At 61.4% G+C, this 13,659-nt stretch carries 13 protein-coding genes; 7 read left to right on the top strand and 6 right to left on the bottom strand.

The genetic code is table 11. The annotated features are described in order from the left end of the window. Positions 1-88 precede the first annotated feature (88 nt). Both ABIE20_RS13840 and ABIE20_RS13835 read left to right on the top strand, forming a co-directional pair. Positions 89-1,627 carry a PLP-dependent aminotransferase family protein gene (locus tag ABIE20_RS13840; RefSeq protein ID WP_429505558.1) on the top strand — a complete coding sequence of 513 codons (1,539 nt, stop codon included), beginning with the start codon at positions 89-91 and terminating at the stop codon, positions 1,625-1,627. A gap of 259 nt (positions 1,628-1,886) precedes the next feature. Beyond that, positions 1,887-2,351 carry a hypothetical protein gene (locus tag ABIE20_RS13835; RefSeq protein ID WP_429505557.1) on the top strand — a complete coding sequence of 155 codons (465 nt, stop codon included), beginning with the start codon at positions 1,887-1,889 and terminating at the stop codon, positions 2,349-2,351. Positions 2,352-2,400: 49 nt separating this feature from the next. Here ABIE20_RS13835 and ABIE20_RS13830 read toward each other — a convergent pair whose 3' ends face one another. From ABIE20_RS13830 to aspA, 6 genes are all read right to left on the bottom strand, one after another. Then, positions 2,401-3,501, bottom strand: coding sequence for a polyamine ABC transporter substrate-binding protein (locus tag ABIE20_RS13830; protein ID WP_429505556.1), 1,101 nt, complete (start codon positions 3,499-3,501; stop codon positions 2,401-2,403). Continuing rightward, the gene (locus tag ABIE20_RS13825; protein ID WP_429505555.1) at positions 3,498-4,544 is read right to left on the bottom strand and encodes a histone deacetylase family protein; all 1,047 of its coding nucleotides are present in this window, start codon (positions 4,542-4,544) and stop codon (positions 3,498-3,500) included. The genes ABIE20_RS13830 and ABIE20_RS13825 overlap by 4 nt, the downstream gene beginning before the upstream one ends. A 141-nt stretch (positions 4,545-4,685) precedes the next feature. Next, a complete protein-coding gene (locus ABIE20_RS13820) occupies positions 4,686-5,678 on the bottom strand; it encodes an AraC family transcriptional regulator (protein ID WP_429505554.1) in 993 nt (330 codons plus the stop codon). 60 nt (positions 5,679-5,738) lie between these two features. Further along, positions 5,739-6,731 carry an asparaginase gene (locus ABIE20_RS13815; RefSeq protein ID WP_429505553.1) on the bottom strand — a complete coding sequence of 331 codons (993 nt, stop codon included), beginning with the start codon at positions 6,729-6,731 and terminating at the stop codon, positions 5,739-5,741. Between the two features lie 62 nt (positions 6,732-6,793). Continuing rightward, a complete protein-coding gene (locus ABIE20_RS13810) occupies positions 6,794-8,203 on the bottom strand; it encodes an alanine/glycine:cation symporter family protein (RefSeq protein WP_429505552.1) in 1,410 nt (469 codons plus the stop codon). A gap of 222 nt (positions 8,204-8,425) precedes the next feature. Further along, positions 8,426-9,850 carry an aspartate ammonia-lyase gene (gene aspA / locus ABIE20_RS13805; protein WP_045199650.1) on the bottom strand — a complete coding sequence of 475 codons (1,425 nt, stop codon included), beginning with the start codon at positions 9,848-9,850 and terminating at the stop codon, positions 8,426-8,428. 177 nt (positions 9,851-10,027) lie between these two features. On the opposite strand from aspA, the gene ABIE20_RS13800 reads away from it, so the two are divergent. From ABIE20_RS13800 to ABIE20_RS13780, 5 genes are all read left to right on the top strand, one after another. Then, positions 10,028-10,936, top strand: a complete 909-nt coding sequence (locus ABIE20_RS13800) for a LysR substrate-binding domain-containing protein (protein WP_429505551.1) — start codon at positions 10,028-10,030, stop codon at positions 10,934-10,936. A 201-nt stretch (positions 10,937-11,137) separates the two neighbouring features. Further along, on the top strand, positions 11,138-11,629 hold the full coding sequence (gene purE, locus ABIE20_RS13795; protein ID WP_101293868.1) for a 5-(carboxyamino)imidazole ribonucleotide mutase: 492 nt from the start codon (positions 11,138-11,140) through the stop codon (positions 11,627-11,629). 10 nt (positions 11,630-11,639) lie between these two features. Then, the gene (locus tag ABIE20_RS13790) at positions 11,640-12,722 is read left to right on the top strand and encodes a 5-(carboxyamino)imidazole ribonucleotide synthase (protein ID WP_429505550.1); all 1,083 of its coding nucleotides are present in this window, start codon (positions 11,640-11,642) and stop codon (positions 12,720-12,722) included. A 93-nt stretch (positions 12,723-12,815) separates the two neighbouring features. After that, on the top strand, positions 12,816-13,064 hold the full coding sequence (locus ABIE20_RS13785) for a GlsB/YeaQ/YmgE family stress response membrane protein (protein ID WP_045199503.1): 249 nt from the start codon (positions 12,816-12,818) through the stop codon (positions 13,062-13,064). A 50-nt stretch (positions 13,065-13,114) separates the two neighbouring features. Beyond that, positions 13,115-13,648, top strand: a complete 534-nt coding sequence (locus ABIE20_RS13780; protein ID WP_429505549.1) for a DUF3299 domain-containing protein — start codon at positions 13,115-13,117, stop codon at positions 13,646-13,648. Positions 13,649-13,659: the final 11 nt, after the last annotated feature.

Raw genomic sequence — 13,659 nt, 5'->3', positions numbered from 1 at the left:
GGATTGTCCTTGGCGAATGGTTCAATCCTAGGCAGGCTATTGGACTAAGGTAAGAGCCATTTCCAGCTAATTTCATAGGTCCATTGTCATGAGCGAGCGCCCCTTCACCTTGCCGTTTGACCCAACCGGCATCGTCCTTGATCGCCGCCAGGGGCTCAGCCGTCAGCTATACCAGGCCTTGCGTGTACGGGTGCTGGACGGCCGCTTGGGCAGTGGTTCACGCCTGCCGGCCAGCCGAGATATGGCAGCCGCGCTGTCGTTGTCGCGTAACAGCGTGGTGCGTGCCTATGACCAGTTGTATGCCGAAGGCTATATCGAAAGCCGGGTCGGTGATGGCACCTATGTCAGCCAGCTACCAAAACTATCCACAAAAGTATCCACAGGGTTATCCCTGGGTTTTTCCACAGGGTTATCCACAAAAACGGCAATTAACACTGAGGATTCATCCAGTAAAGTTATCCACAGTGGACCGTTAGGTCGCCTGGAAAACCACCATTTGCCGCCGCCCAAAAGCGGTTCGCCGCGCGCTTTTCGTGTCGGTTTGCCGGCGTTCGATTTGTTCCCGTTCGACGTTTGGGCCAAGCTTCAGGCGGGTTTCTGGCGCAATCCCGATCCGGCCGCGCTGGGGTATGGCGATCCTGCCGGCGAACCGCAGCTTCGTGAGCTGATAGCGACCTATTTGCGCCGATCTCGCGGGCTTTCCTGCACAGCTGAACAAATAGTGATCACCAGTGGTGCACAGCAGGCAATTAGCCTTTGTGCACAGCTGCTGCTGGAGCCTGGTGAAGTGGTGGCTGTGGAAAACCCCGGTTACCGCGCCGCTGGCAATGCCTTTGCGCTGACCGGGGCGAAGGTGCAAGGCGTGGCGGTGGACCACGAAGGGCTCGATTGCGCAGCGCTCAACGCCGTGGAGCATTGCCGCCTGAGCTACGTGACGCCGTCGCACCAGTACCCGACTGGGGTCACCATGAGCCTGGCCCGGCGTCTGCAGTTGCTGGCCTGGGCCGAGCGCAAGGACGGGTGGATCATCGAGGACGACTACGATGGTGAGTACCGCTATAGCGGCGACCCGCTGGCGCCTCTGGCGGCGCTGGATCGCAGTGGGCGGGTGCTGTATGTCGGCACGTTCGGCAAGATCGCCTTTCCGGCACTGCGCCTGGGTTACCTGGTGCTGCCCAGGCAGTTGGTGCAGGCCTTTTCCCGTTGCCGGGCACTGGCCGTGCGGCATTCGGAGGTAGGCACCCAGGCTGTTATGGCGCAGTTCATGGCCCGGGGGCATTTTCAACGGCATATCCGGCGCATGCGCAAAGCGGCGCTCAGTCGAAGAAATACGCTGATGGCAGGGTGGCCGGAAGGCATCAGCGGCATCCGCCCGCTACCGCATGTAGCAGCAGGTTTACATGTGACAGTGCGCGTTGATTCGCTTGCGCTCGAACGTGTGTTGATCGAGCAAGCCGAGAGCGTTGACGTGGAGATTAACGGCTTGAGTGATTTCTGGCTGCCAGACTCGGATGCGTCGGAGGATGAACGTGCGGGGTTGGTCCTGGGGTTCGCAGCGGTGCCGGAAGCCGCTATCAAGGCTGCGGTGCAGCGTTTGGCTGAAGTTTGGGGACTTTCAAGAAACTGAAGGGATTTACAATGAGTTTAGTTGCTGTGTGTATGTTACATATTCGCTGAGCTAAATTTTAAGTTACAAGTTAAAACATTCTCTTGGTTGACGCTGCCTTCTTGCGTGGGTAGAACTTTCATGGGCTTAGGTTAAGTCAGTTCTCAGTCAAAACTTAATACTTATTTTATTCGAAAATCATTTGGCACCTTTTAGTGGTTTAGTGGTGATGGCGTATTTGCACGCGTGATGATTTTTGCTGAATATCAAGGAGCCAGTAATGAAAGAATCCCACCAACACTGCATGAAAGCGGCCTTGAAGGAATTCAAGAAGCCTGGAAAACGAAGTTTTTCGATACCTGCAGGTGATAGTTTCACCGCGTTGATCGATGGTCAACCGTTCACCGCAACAGACGTACGTGGTTTCCACAGCTTTGGTGTAAGAATTGTCGTAGGGTTGATTGATGAGGGTGGAGAGCGTCGCTACATAACGGTGGCAGCTGATGATTACCTTGCGGCCGGCGAATATGATGTAACGCTTGAAGGAGAAGTTACCATCGGTTATGTCGTCGAGAACGCTGGCGGTAATAACGAGTATTCCGCTGAGGCGGGCCGTATCACTATGTCGAGTGCGGAAAATATCGAATTTTCCGGACAGTTCAATGCAACATTGGTCGAAAGTTCGCCATACCAGGAGATTACCGAAGCCTGTTTCAAGGTGGGTCAAACTGTCGAACTTTCCTGACGGGTAGGCGCTAGATATCTCCCGCCATTGCTGGCGGGAAATATTCTCGTTACTTGCCTGACTTTATCTTGCTCCAGGCGCGGGTGCGCGCCCGCTCCGCATCCCGCGGCAGCGGTTGCAGGGTATAGAGCTTGGCCATGGCTTCTTCGGTGGGGTACAGGTTGGGGTTATTGCGAATCGCCGGGGCAACCCGTTCGGTGGCGTCCTTGTTCGGGTTGGGGTAACCGACAAAGTCGCTGATGGGCGCAATCACCTTTGGCTGTAGCAGGTAGTTGATGAAGGTGTAGGCATCTTCCGGGTTGGCCGCGCCTTTGGGGATTGCCAGCATGTCGAACCAGATTGGCGCACCTTCCTTGGGCAGGCGCATGTCGACGACCACGCCGTTCTTCGCCTCGCTGGCGCGGTTGGCGGCCTGGGAGAAGCTGCCGGAGTAGCCGACCGCTACGCAGATGTCGCCATTGGCGATATCTGCCATGTACTTGGAAGAGTGAAAGTAGGTGACGTACGGGCGAATCTTCAGCAGCAGCTCTTCGGCCTTTTTGTAGTCCGCAGGTTTCGTGCTGTTCGGTGGCAAACCCAGGTACTGCAGGGCCAGTGGCAGGATCTCCGACGGCGAGTCGAGCAAGGCCACGCCGCACTGCTTGAGCTTGGCGATGTTCTCTTCCTTGAAGATCAGGTCCCAGCTGTCGACCGGGGCGATATCGCCCAGCGCCGCCTTGACCTTGGCCGGGTTGAAGCCGATCAGCACGGTGCCGTACATGTAGGGCACGGCGAACTTGTTGCCGGGGTCGTTGGCCTCGATCAGCTTCATCAGTTTTGGGTCCAGGTGCTGCCAGTTCGGCAGCTTGCTGCGGTCCAGTGGCTGGAACACCCCGGCTTCGATCTGCTTGGCCAGGAACACGTTGGACGGCACCACTACGTCGTAGCCGGAGTTGCCGGTCAGAAGCTTGGCTTCCAGGGCTTCGTTGGTGTCGAAGATGTCGTAGATGAGTTTGACCTGGCTGTCTTTCTGGAAGTCCACCAGGGTTTGCGGGGTGATGTAGTCGAACCAGTTGTAGACCCGCAGGGTGCGTTGTTCGGCAGCTTGCAGACTACCGGCGAGCAGGGTGCTGCACAGCAGCGGGGCAAGCAGGCGCGTGAGTCGGGTCATGCTTGAGCCTCCTGTTGGGCGCGTTCGAAGCCTTCGAGTACGTTCACCGCGTTGATGCCGATTTCCTCGACCGCATAACCGCCTTCCATGACGAACAGCGTCGGCTTGCCGAGGCGGGCAATGCGTTCGCCCATCTTCAGGTAGTCGGGGCTGTCGAGCTTGAACTGGGAAATCGGGTCGTCCTTGAAGGTGTCGACGCCCAGGGAAATCACCAGCACGTCCGGGTCATAGGCGGCGATTCGTTCACAGGCTTGATCCAGGGCGTTGCTCCAGGTTGGCCAGTCACTGCCAGCAGGCAGCGGGTAGTTGACGTTATAGCCCAGGCCTTCACCTTCGCCTTGCTCGTCGGCATAGCCGAGGAAAAACGGGAATTCGGCCTGCGGGTCACCATGAATCGAGGCGAAGAACACATCGCTGCGCTGGTAGAAGATTTCCTGAGTGCCGTTGCCGTGGTGGTAGTCGACATCGAGGATTGCCACCTTGCGTCGGCCCTGGTCGAGGAACGCCTGGGCGGCGATGGCGGCATTGTTCAGATAGCAGTAGCCGCCCATGACGTCGCTGGCGGCGTGGTGTCCAGGTGGCCGGCAGAGGGCGAAGGCACTGTGGGCGCCAGTCTGGATCGCGGCTTGGGCGGTGAGTGCCACTTGCGCGGCACTGTAGGCGGCTTGCCAGGTGCCCGCGGTGATGGGCGCGCCGGCATCGAAGCTGTAGTAGCCAAGCTCGCCATGCAGGCCGCTGGGTTTGACGCTGCGCAGGGTGCGCGCCGGCCAGGTGAAGGGCAGCAGGTCGCCTTCGTGGCCCAGTTGGGTCCAGCGTTGCCAGGCGCCCTCGAAGAAATTCAGGTAATCGGCGCTGTGCACACGCAGCAAAGGTGCGCGGCCGAAGTCGGCAGGGCCTTTGATGGCGCCCAGCTCACGGGTTTTTACCCGCTCCAGAACATGGTCCGCGCGCGAGGGCATCTCGAAGCAGGGCATCAATTGCCCGTCGATCAGCTCGCAGCGGCCGTGGTGCAGGCGGTGGTCGTCGGAATAGATCGTCAGCATGTTGTTGTTCTCCGGGTCACTGGCGTCGCTCCATTGTTGGTGGCGCGGGCTCGGCGCAGAACGACGGAAACGGCCAAAAGGGGATCGATATGGCCAACCTGGCTGTCCGGATCTCGCCCCCTGGCGGTGCAACTGCAGCATTCAGGCGCGAAAGTGACTCGGCGCAACCCCGCTCCAGCGCATGAAGGCGTGGCGAAAGCTAGCGGTTTCGCTAAAACCGAGCAGTTCGGCGATGCGGTAGATGGGTAGCTGATCTTCGGCCAGTAGCTGCTTGGCGCGTTCGAAACGCAGTTCATCGAGCAGCTGTTGATAACTGCTGCCCAGCTCTTGCAGGTGCCGGCGCAAGGTGCGTGACGAGCAGTTCATCTGCCGCGCCAGGCCCTCGAGGCCGGGCGCTGCATCGAGTTGCTCGAGCAGCAGTTGGCGGATCCGCCCGAGCCAGGCCTGGCGGCCGGTGAACTCCAGGTTAAGCCGCCGGCAGCGCTCGCTCATGGCCTGGTGGGTGATCTGGTCGGCCAGCGGTAGCGGCTGGTCCAACCACGAGCGGGCGAAGGCGAAGGCATTGTCGGCGGCCTCAAAACGCAACGGACAGGCAAAGCTGTCGCCATACAGCGCATGGTAATCGGGCGTCGGGTGGGCAAAGCGTGCGGCCAGCAACGGTAGCGGCTGGCCGAGCAGATCGTCGCAGATGACTTTCAACGAGGTCAGGCAGAACTCGGCGTTGAACGCCGCCAACTGGGGTTCTTCGCGATAATCGCTGGCGCTGAACCAGACCCGCTCGCCATCCTCGACCAGGCGCAGCTGAAAAAGTGTTCCCAGTAGCGCCGGGTACTGCATCGCCAGGCGCAAAGCGTCACCTAAGGTGGCACTGGAGAGCAGGGCGTAACCGAGCATGCCGTAGCAGGAAACATGCATGCGCCGGCCCAGCTCCAGGCCCACTTCACGGCGTTGGGCGACGGCATTTGCACACACCAGCATCTCTTGGCGGGTGGTGATGCGCGAGTCGGCGCGGCCCAGGTCTGCCGGGCTGATACCGCTGCCGGCCAGCAGCGCTTGATCGCCGGGACCCTGGCCTTGAAAGGCTTGCAGAACCAGGGACACAGCGTTGAGGGTAGTGAGGTGTGAATGGAGCATGCTCGGCTTCTTTCGACAGGTTGGCCGAACAAGTCGAGCAATTTGTATGCCTTGAGCCGCTTACAGCAATTCCCCGCAAAGATCCTGCTCGACCAGGCGTCGTACTTCGGCAACCGGCAAGCCACTGCCCAACAGCAATTGCAGCTTGCCGAACAGCGCTTCGCGGGTCATGCCGCCACCCGACAGCACGCCGACCTGACGCAAGCGGCTACCGGCCTCATAGACATCCAGCTCGACCCCGCCTTCATGGCACTGGGTGATGGCGACCACGACGATGTCGCGTGCCTGAGCCTGGGCCAGGACGCCAAGAAAGTCGGGGTTGTCGGACGGGCCGGTGCCACTGCCAAAGCACTCGAGGATCAAGGCCTGTGCACCACTGGCCAGCACGGCCTGCAATAGCGGGGCGGCAAACCCCGGTACCAGCGCCAGCACCGCGACATTGGCGACCTGCTTCGGCTGGCGATAATCGAGTGCTGCAGGCAAGGACTGCGTAGCGGCAGCGCTGGCCAAGCGCTTGAGGGTGACGAACGGATGCCGACCGAAGCTGCGAACCTTGGCTGTACGATGCGGGGGCAGTAGCTCGCCGTGAAAGTACAGTTGCACGCCCGGTGAGACCCCTGCCGCCAGGGCCTGCAGTGCGCCCGTGAGGTTTTCCCAGGCGTCGCTGTCGGCCACGCCGGCCGGCAGCATGGAGCCGGTGAACAGTACCGGGGCCTGCAAGCCAAGCAACTGGAAGCTCATGGCGGCGGCGCTGTAGGCCAGGGTGTCAGTGCCATGCAACACCAGCACGGCATCGCAGCTTTGCCCGTCGACCGCCTCGACGATCGCCGTGCGCAAGCGCTGCCAGTACTGCGGGGTCATGTTGGCGCTGTCGATCAGCGGCAGCAGTTCACGGAACTGCCAGGTGGGAATGCCGGCCTGAGCGGCCAGTTTCTCGCCCATCCGTTGCTCGAAGCCCGAGGCCGGGGCCAGGCCGTTGGCGCTGGCTTGCATGCCGATGGTGCCGCCGGTGTACAGCACCATGATGTTGCGGGCCGGTTGCGCAGTTGCCATCGCCTGTCTCCGTGGTCAGCTTGAGGAAGACCGACCACAGTACGCCATCACCGCGCAGGCTGTCAGCGCTTGGCGTCTTCGGACTTGGCAGGCCAGGCTTTGGTGTCGAGGTCCAGGTCAGCGAACTTGGCCGAATCGAACACCGGCGTTTTTATCCCGGCAGCGCGTTGGTCGTCGTAGTCACGCAGTACACGCATGGCCACCTTGAACAGCAGGGCCAGGGCGATCAGGTTGACGAAGGCCAGGCAGGTCATGGTGATGTCGGCGAACGCGAACACCGTGCCCAGGTTCTGCACCGCGCCCCAGAAGATCAGCAACAGCACCAGGGCGCGGTAGCCGATCAGGGCCTTGCGGTTGTCGCCGACCAGAAAGCGCAGGTTGCTCTCGCCCAGGTAGTAGTTGTAGAGGATCGAGGTAAACACGAACAGCGCCAGGGCGACGCTGATGAAGATCCGCCCCCAGTCACCGACCACCGCTGCCAGCGAGTTCTGGGTCAGTGCAATGCCGTCGCCTTCGAAGCCCGGGGTATAGAAGCCTGAGAGCAGGATCAGCAAGGCGGTGCAGGTGCAGATGATGAAGGTGTCGAGGAACACCGAAAACGCCTGGACCACGCCCTGGGCGATCGGGTGGTCGACTTCGGCCACGGCGGCGACGTTGGGTGCGCTGCCAAGGCCGGCTTCGTTGGCGAACACGCCACGTTTGACGCCCATGATGATCGCGCTGCCAACCAGGCCACCGAACGCTTGATCGAGGCCGAAGGCGCTCTTGACGATGGTCATCAGCATGTCCGGCACCTGGTCGAACTGCAGCACGATCACGTACAGAGTCACGGCGATGTAGGCCAGGGTCTTGACCGGTACCAGCAGGTCGGCGACGGCAGCGATGCGCTTGATGCCGCCGATGAACACCAGGCCCAGCAGAACGGCCAGGGCGATGCCGGTGTAGGTGGTGTCGAACTGGAAGGCGTTGTTCAGCGAGTGGGTCACGGCGTGGGCCTGCAGGCCGTTGAAGGCGAAGCCGAAGGTCACCAGCAGCAGGAAGGCCATGACCATGCCCAGCCAGCGTTTGCCCAGGCCATGCTCGATGTAGTACGACGGGCCGCCGCGGTACTGGCCTTCGCTGTCGCAACGCTTGTACAGCTGGCCGAGGGTGCATTCGATGAAGCTGCTGGACATACCGACCAGTGCGGTCACCCACATCCAGAACACCGCACCGGGGCCGCCGAGGGTCACGGCGATACCGACCCCGGCAATGTTACCGGCACCGACCCGGCCGGCCAGGCTGAGCATCAGCGCCTGGAACGAGCTCAACTGCTCGCTGCTGCTGCGCAGGCTGTCGCGAAATACCGCGAACATGTGGGTGAAGTAACGCAACTGAACGAAACGCGAGCGGATCGTGAAGTAACTGCCCAGACCGACAATGAGCACGATCAGTACCTTGCCCGAGAGGAAGTCGTTGATGACTTCAAGCATGGAGTGTTCCTCGCTTTTGATGACTTTTGCTGCGTGTAGCGCCAGGGTGCTGGCACGCAAGAGGGCGGGCACTATACCGATGCGAGCGCCGCGCGTCTGCCTTGGCGTGGCGGATATGCCATCTGAAGGGGCATAAAAAAAGGGCCCGGGGAATGATCCCTGGGCCCTCAAAAGGTGAGAGGTGTCTAGTCCCTCGACCTGGTGAGCGTGTTACAGCATCGGTTACGCCTTGAGCGGCACCAGACGCGGAGCAATCATGTTTTCCGGACGCAGGATGTCGTTGAGCATCTCTTCGTCCAGCAGGCCTTCCTCACGTACCAGTTCCAGCACGCCACGGCCACTTTCCAGGGCGATGGCAGCGATACGGGTGGCGTTTTCGTAGCCGATGTACGGGTTCAGGGCGGTGACCAGGCCGATCGAGTGTTCGACCAGTTCACGGCAGCGCTGTTCGTTGGCGGTGATGCCGACGATGCAGTGCTCGCGCAGCATGTCCATGGCGCGTTGCAGCAGGCGGATCGAGTCGAAGATCTTGTAGGCGATCAGCGGCTCCATGACGTTCAGCTGCAGCTGGCCACCTTCAGCGGCGACGGTCAGGGCCAGGTCGTTGCCCATGATGGCGAAGGCCACCTGGTTGACCGCTTCCGGGATTACCGGGTTGACCTTGCCTGGCATGATCGAGCTGCCTGGCTGACGCGCTGGCAGGTTGATTTCGTTGATGCCGGTGCGTGGGCCGCTGGACAGCAGGCGCAAGTCGTTGCAGATCTTCGACAGCTTGACCGCAGTGCGCTTGAGCATGCCCGAGAACAGGACGAAGGCGCCCATGTCCGAAGTAGCTTCGATCAGGTCGGCAGCCGGTACCAGCGGCTGACCGCTGATGGTGGCCAGGCGCTGAACAGCCAGGAGCTGGTAGCCAGGGTCGGCGTTGATGCCGGTACCAATGGCAGTACCGCCCAGGTTGATTTCGGTCAGCAGCTCTGGTGCCAGCGAACGCAGACGGTTGAGGTCTTCGGTCATGGTGGTGGCGAAGGCGCGGAATTCCTGACCCAGGGTCATCGGCACGGCGTCCTGCAGCTGGGTACGGCCCATCTTCAGTACGTGGTCGAATTCCTGGCCTTTGGCGGCGAAGGCCTGGATCAGGCTGTCGAGGCTGGCCAGCAGGGCGTCGTGACCCAGCAGCAGACCCAGGCGGATCGCGGTCGGGTAGGCGTCGTTGGTCGACTGCGCCATGTTCACGTCGTTGTTCGGGTGCAGGTACTTGTACTCGCCTTTCTGGTGGCCCATGGCTTCCAGCGCGATGTTGGCGATTACTTCGTTGGCGTTCATGTTGGTAGAAGTACCAGCACCGCCTTGAATCATGTCGACCACGAACTGCTCGTGGTAGTCGCCGCGGATCAGACGGGCGCAAGCCTCGCTGATGGCAGCGTGCTTGGCATCGCTCAGGTGACCCAGCTCGCGGTTGGCGTCAGCAGCAGCCTGTTTGACCATGGCCAGGGCCACAACCAGTTTAGGGTAGTGCGACAGCGGAACGCCGGAGAGGTGGAAGTTGTTGGCAGCACGCAGAGTCTGGATACCGTAGTAGGCATCGGCAGGAACTTCGAGGGTGCCAAGCAGATCTTTTTCGACACGGAACGATGCAGCAGCGGACATGATGGATATCATCTCGATTTTGACCCGGCACATGCCGGAATGGCGCCAATCCTAGGCCTGCGCCGATTTTGCGGCCAATGCTGTTGCACGCTAACCTATGCACAAACGGCATACGAGTTGATGTGACGCCAACTGCCGATCGAGCGTGTTCAATTTTGGTGCATGCCTGGAGAGCCCATGAACCTTGAGAGCAAATGGCTGGAAGATTTCAGTGCCCTGGCTGCCACCCGCAGCTTTTCCCAGGCCGCCGAGCGCCGCTTTGTCACCCAGCCGGCCTTCAGCCGACGCATTCGCAGCCTGGAAGCGGCATTGGGGCTGACCCTGGTCAACCGCTCGCGCACGCCGATCGAGCTGACGGCGGCGGGGCAATTGTTTTTGGTGACGGCGCGTACGGTGGTTGATCAGCTGGGCGAGGTGCTGCGCCACCTGCATCACCTGGAAGGCGGGCAGGGCGAGGTGATCCAGGTATCGGCGGCGCACTCGCTGGCGCTGGGGTTTTTTCCGCGCTGGATCGCGCAGTTGCGCAACGACGGCCTGAACATCGCCACGCGCCTGGTGGCGACCAACGTCGGCGACGCCGTGCATGCCCTGCGCGAAGGCGGTTGTGATCTGATGCTGGCCTTCTACGACCCCGATGCCGCCTTGCAGATGGATGCGGAGATCTTCCCCTCGCTGCACCTGGGCCATACCGAGATGCTGCCGGTGTGCGCCGCCGATGCCGAGGGCAAGCCGCTGTTCGACCTGGAAGGCGAGGGCAGCGTGCCGCTACTGGCCTATAGCGCTGGGGCGTTCCTCGGCCGTTCGGTCAATCTGCTGCTGCGCCAACGCAATCTGCGCTTTACCACTGTCTATGAAACGGCGATGGCCGACAGCCTCAAGAGCATGGCCCTCGAAGGCCTGGGCATCGCCTGGGTGCCGCGGCTGTCGGCGCGGGCCGAACTTGAACGCGGTGAGCTGGTTATTTGCGGCGGCAGCCAGTGGCACGTACCGCTGGAAATCCGCCTGTATCGCTGCGCCTTGGTGCGCAAGGCCAACGTGCGCCTGCTGTGGCGCAAGCTGGAGGGTGGGCCGGCGACGCCGGCTTGACCCGAAAGTCAGCCAAAGCCCCGAAAAATAAGGCCGACAGTTGGTCGTCGGAGTGCATTAAACGCACCGCTTTGCGATATACTGCGCGGCCTTCGGTCGGTTTCACCCGGCCCTAATTCGTATAACAAGCCACGCCGGTCGTCCCGCGTGGCTTGTTGTTTTTTGACGCGCCTGCGGGCGCCCAAGAGAAGAGGCTCGACGATGAGTGCACTGGTTGGCGTGATCATGGGCTCCAAGTCCGATTGGTCCACCCTTAGCCACACCGCCGATATGCTGGAAAAACTCGGCATTCCCTACGAGGTCAAGGTGGTCTCTGCCCACCGTACCCCGGACCTGCTGTTCCAGTATGCCGAAGAGGCCGAAGGCCGTGGCATCGAGGTGATCATCGCCGGAGCCGGTGGCGCTGCCCACCTGCCGGGCATGTGCGCGGCCAAGACCCACCTGCCGGTGCTGGGCGTGCCGGTGCAGTCGTCGATGCTCTCGGGTGTCGATTCGCTGCTGTCGATCGTGCAGATGCCCGCCGGCATTCCGGTTGCTACCCTGGCCATCGGCAAGGCTGGCGCGATCAACGCCGCGCTGCTCTCGGCGAGCATCCTCGGCGCCAAGCACCCGCAGTTCCACGCTGTGCTCAAACAGTTCCGCGCTGAGCAGACAGACAACGTTCTGGACAATCCAGATCCGCGCCAGGCCTGAGGTCAAAAGCATGAAAATCGGTGTAATCGGTGGCGGCCAGCTGGGCCGTATGTTGGCCCTGGCAGGTACTCCGCTGGGCATGAACTTCGCTTTCCTCGACCCGGCTCCGGACGCCTGCGCGGCGCCCCTGGGCGAGCACCTGCGCGCCGATTACGGTGACCAGGACCACCTGCGGCAGTTGGCCGACGAAGTTGACCTGGTGACCTTCGAGTTCGAAAGCGTCCCGGCTGAAACCGTAGCCTTCCTCTCGCAGTTCGTGCCGGTCTACCCAAGCGCCGAATCCCTGCGCATCGCCCGCGATCGCTGGTTCGAAAAGAGCATGTTCAAGGACCTCGGTATTCCCACCCCGGCCTTCGCCGATATCCAGTCGCAAGCCGACCTGGATGCCGCCGTCGCCAGCATCGGTCTGCCTGCCGTGCTCAAGACCCGCACCTTGGGTTATGACGGCAAAGGGCAGAAAGTGCTGCGAACTGCCGAAGATGTTGTGGGCACCTTCGCCGAACTGGGTAGCGTTCCGTGCTTGCTCGAAGGCTTCGTGCCATTCACGGGTGAAGTGTCGCTGATCGCCGTGCGCGCCCGCGATGGCGAAACCCGTTTCTATCCGTTGGTGCACAACACCCACGAGAACGGCATCCTGCGCCTCTCGGTAGCCAGCGAAGACCACCTGCTGCAGGGCCTCGCCGAAGATTACGCCGGCCGCGTGCTCAAGCAGCTCGACTACGTCGGCGTGCTGGCCTTCGAATTCTTCGAAGTCGATGGCGGCCTCAAGGCCAACGAGATCGCTCCGCGGGTGCACAACTCCGGGCACTGGACCATCGAAGGCGCCGAGTGCAGTCAGTTCGAAAACCACCTGCGCGCCGTTGCCGGCCTGCCGCTGGGCTCGACTGCCAAGGTCGGCGAAAGCGCCATGCTCAATTTCATCGGCGAAGTGCCGGCAGTCGAGCAGGTTGTTGCCATCGACGAATGCCATCTGCACCACTACGGCAAGGCCTTCAAGGTCGGCCGCAAGGTTGGCCACGCCACCCTGCGCTGCGACGACCTGGCGACCCTGGAGCAAAAAATCCAGCAAGTCGAAGCCCTGATCAAGGGCTGAAGGGAACCTTCCCACCCCGCTGTCCCTCTGATGGCAGGATGCCAAAGCGCTGACTAGGCTTTGGCATGCGCCATTCAACTCAGAGGGATTGCCATGGGTATCATCGGAACCATCTTCATCGGCTTGATCGTCGGTCTGCTGGCACGCTTCCTAAAGCCTGGCGACGACAGCATGGGCTGGATCATGACCATTCTGCTGGGTATTGCCGGTTCGCTTGCTGCGACCTACGGCGGCCAGGCGCTGGGCATCTATCAGGCTGGAGAGGGTGCAGGTTTCCTCGGTGCGCTGGTGGGCGCGATTATCCTGTTGGTGATCTACGGGCTGGTCGTCAAAAAGAGCTGACGGCAGGCTAGAATGCTCGGCACCGAATTCCTTCGTTGCCGAGCTTTTTCATGCGCCGTGTATTACTCCTCTCCCTGTTGCTGCTAAGCGGCCTAGCCTGGGCTGAATTGCCGGAGACCGACTGGCTGGAACTGATGCCAAAGTCGGACCAGAAAGCCCTCGAGCAGATGCCCGAAATCGACCACAACTCCCCGGAAGCCATGGGCACCTTCACCGACAAGGGTGGCCTGAAGCAGAGCAAAGGCCTGCCGGCGGTGATGTATTCGACCAAGACCGTGGCGGCCATGAACGGCAAGCAGATCCGCCTGGGCGGGTATCCGGTTCCACTGGAAACCGACGCCAAGGGCAACAGCACGCTGTTTTTCCTGGTGCCCTACCCGGGCGCCTGCATTCACGTGCCGCCACCGCCACCGAACCAGCTGGTGCTGGTGCGCTATCCCAAGGGCCTGAAGCTCGACGACATCTATACCCCGCTGTGGGTCAACGGCACCTTAAAAGTCGAGAAAGTCAGCAATGACCTGGCCGATGCGGCTTATGCGCTGGATGCGGCAAAGGTCAAGGTGGTCGAGGAAGGCGACCTGTAAGGCGCTGAACG

The organism is Pseudomonas sp. 2835, from assembly GCF_050435905.1.
GTDB lineage: Bacteria > Pseudomonadota > Gammaproteobacteria > Pseudomonadales > Pseudomonadaceae > Aquipseudomonas.
Note: the sequence above shows the minus strand (reverse complement) of the source record. Positions and strands in the feature narration are given on the sequence as shown.

Bases quoted from the DNA above. Each gene is read 5' to 3' on its own strand.
- ABIE20_RS13840 (WP_429505558.1), top strand. From the start codon at position 89: ATGAGCGAGCGCCCCTTCACCTTGCCGTTTGACCCAACCGGCATCGTC.
- ABIE20_RS13835 (WP_429505557.1), top strand. From the start codon at position 1,887: ATGAAAGAATCCCACCAACACTGCATGAAAGCGGCCTTGAAGGAATTC.
- ABIE20_RS13830 (WP_429505556.1), bottom strand. From the start codon at position 3,501: ATGACCCGACTCACGCGCCTGCTTGCCCCGCTGCTGTGCAGCACCCTG.
- ABIE20_RS13825 (WP_429505555.1), bottom strand. From the start codon at position 4,544: ATGCTGACGATCTATTCCGACGACCACCGCCTGCACCACGGCCGCTGC.
- ABIE20_RS13820 (WP_429505554.1), bottom strand. From the start codon at position 5,678: ATGCTCCATTCACACCTCACTACCCTCAACGCTGTGTCCCTGGTTCTG.
- ABIE20_RS13815 (WP_429505553.1), bottom strand. From the start codon at position 6,731: ATGGCAACTGCGCAACCGGCCCGCAACATCATGGTGCTGTACACCGGC.
- ABIE20_RS13810 (WP_429505552.1), bottom strand. From the start codon at position 8,203: ATGCTTGAAGTCATCAACGACTTCCTCTCGGGCAAGGTACTGATCGTG.
- aspA (WP_045199650.1), bottom strand. From the start codon at position 9,850: ATGTCCGCTGCTGCATCGTTCCGTGTCGAAAAAGATCTGCTTGGCACC.
- ABIE20_RS13800 (WP_429505551.1), top strand. From the start codon at position 10,028: ATGAACCTTGAGAGCAAATGGCTGGAAGATTTCAGTGCCCTGGCTGCC.
- purE (WP_101293868.1), top strand. From the start codon at position 11,138: ATGAGTGCACTGGTTGGCGTGATCATGGGCTCCAAGTCCGATTGGTCC.
- ABIE20_RS13790 (WP_429505550.1), top strand. From the start codon at position 11,640: ATGAAAATCGGTGTAATCGGTGGCGGCCAGCTGGGCCGTATGTTGGCC.
- ABIE20_RS13785 (WP_045199503.1), top strand. From the start codon at position 12,816: ATGGGTATCATCGGAACCATCTTCATCGGCTTGATCGTCGGTCTGCTG.
- ABIE20_RS13780 (WP_429505549.1), top strand. From the start codon at position 13,115: ATGCGCCGTGTATTACTCCTCTCCCTGTTGCTGCTAAGCGGCCTAGCC.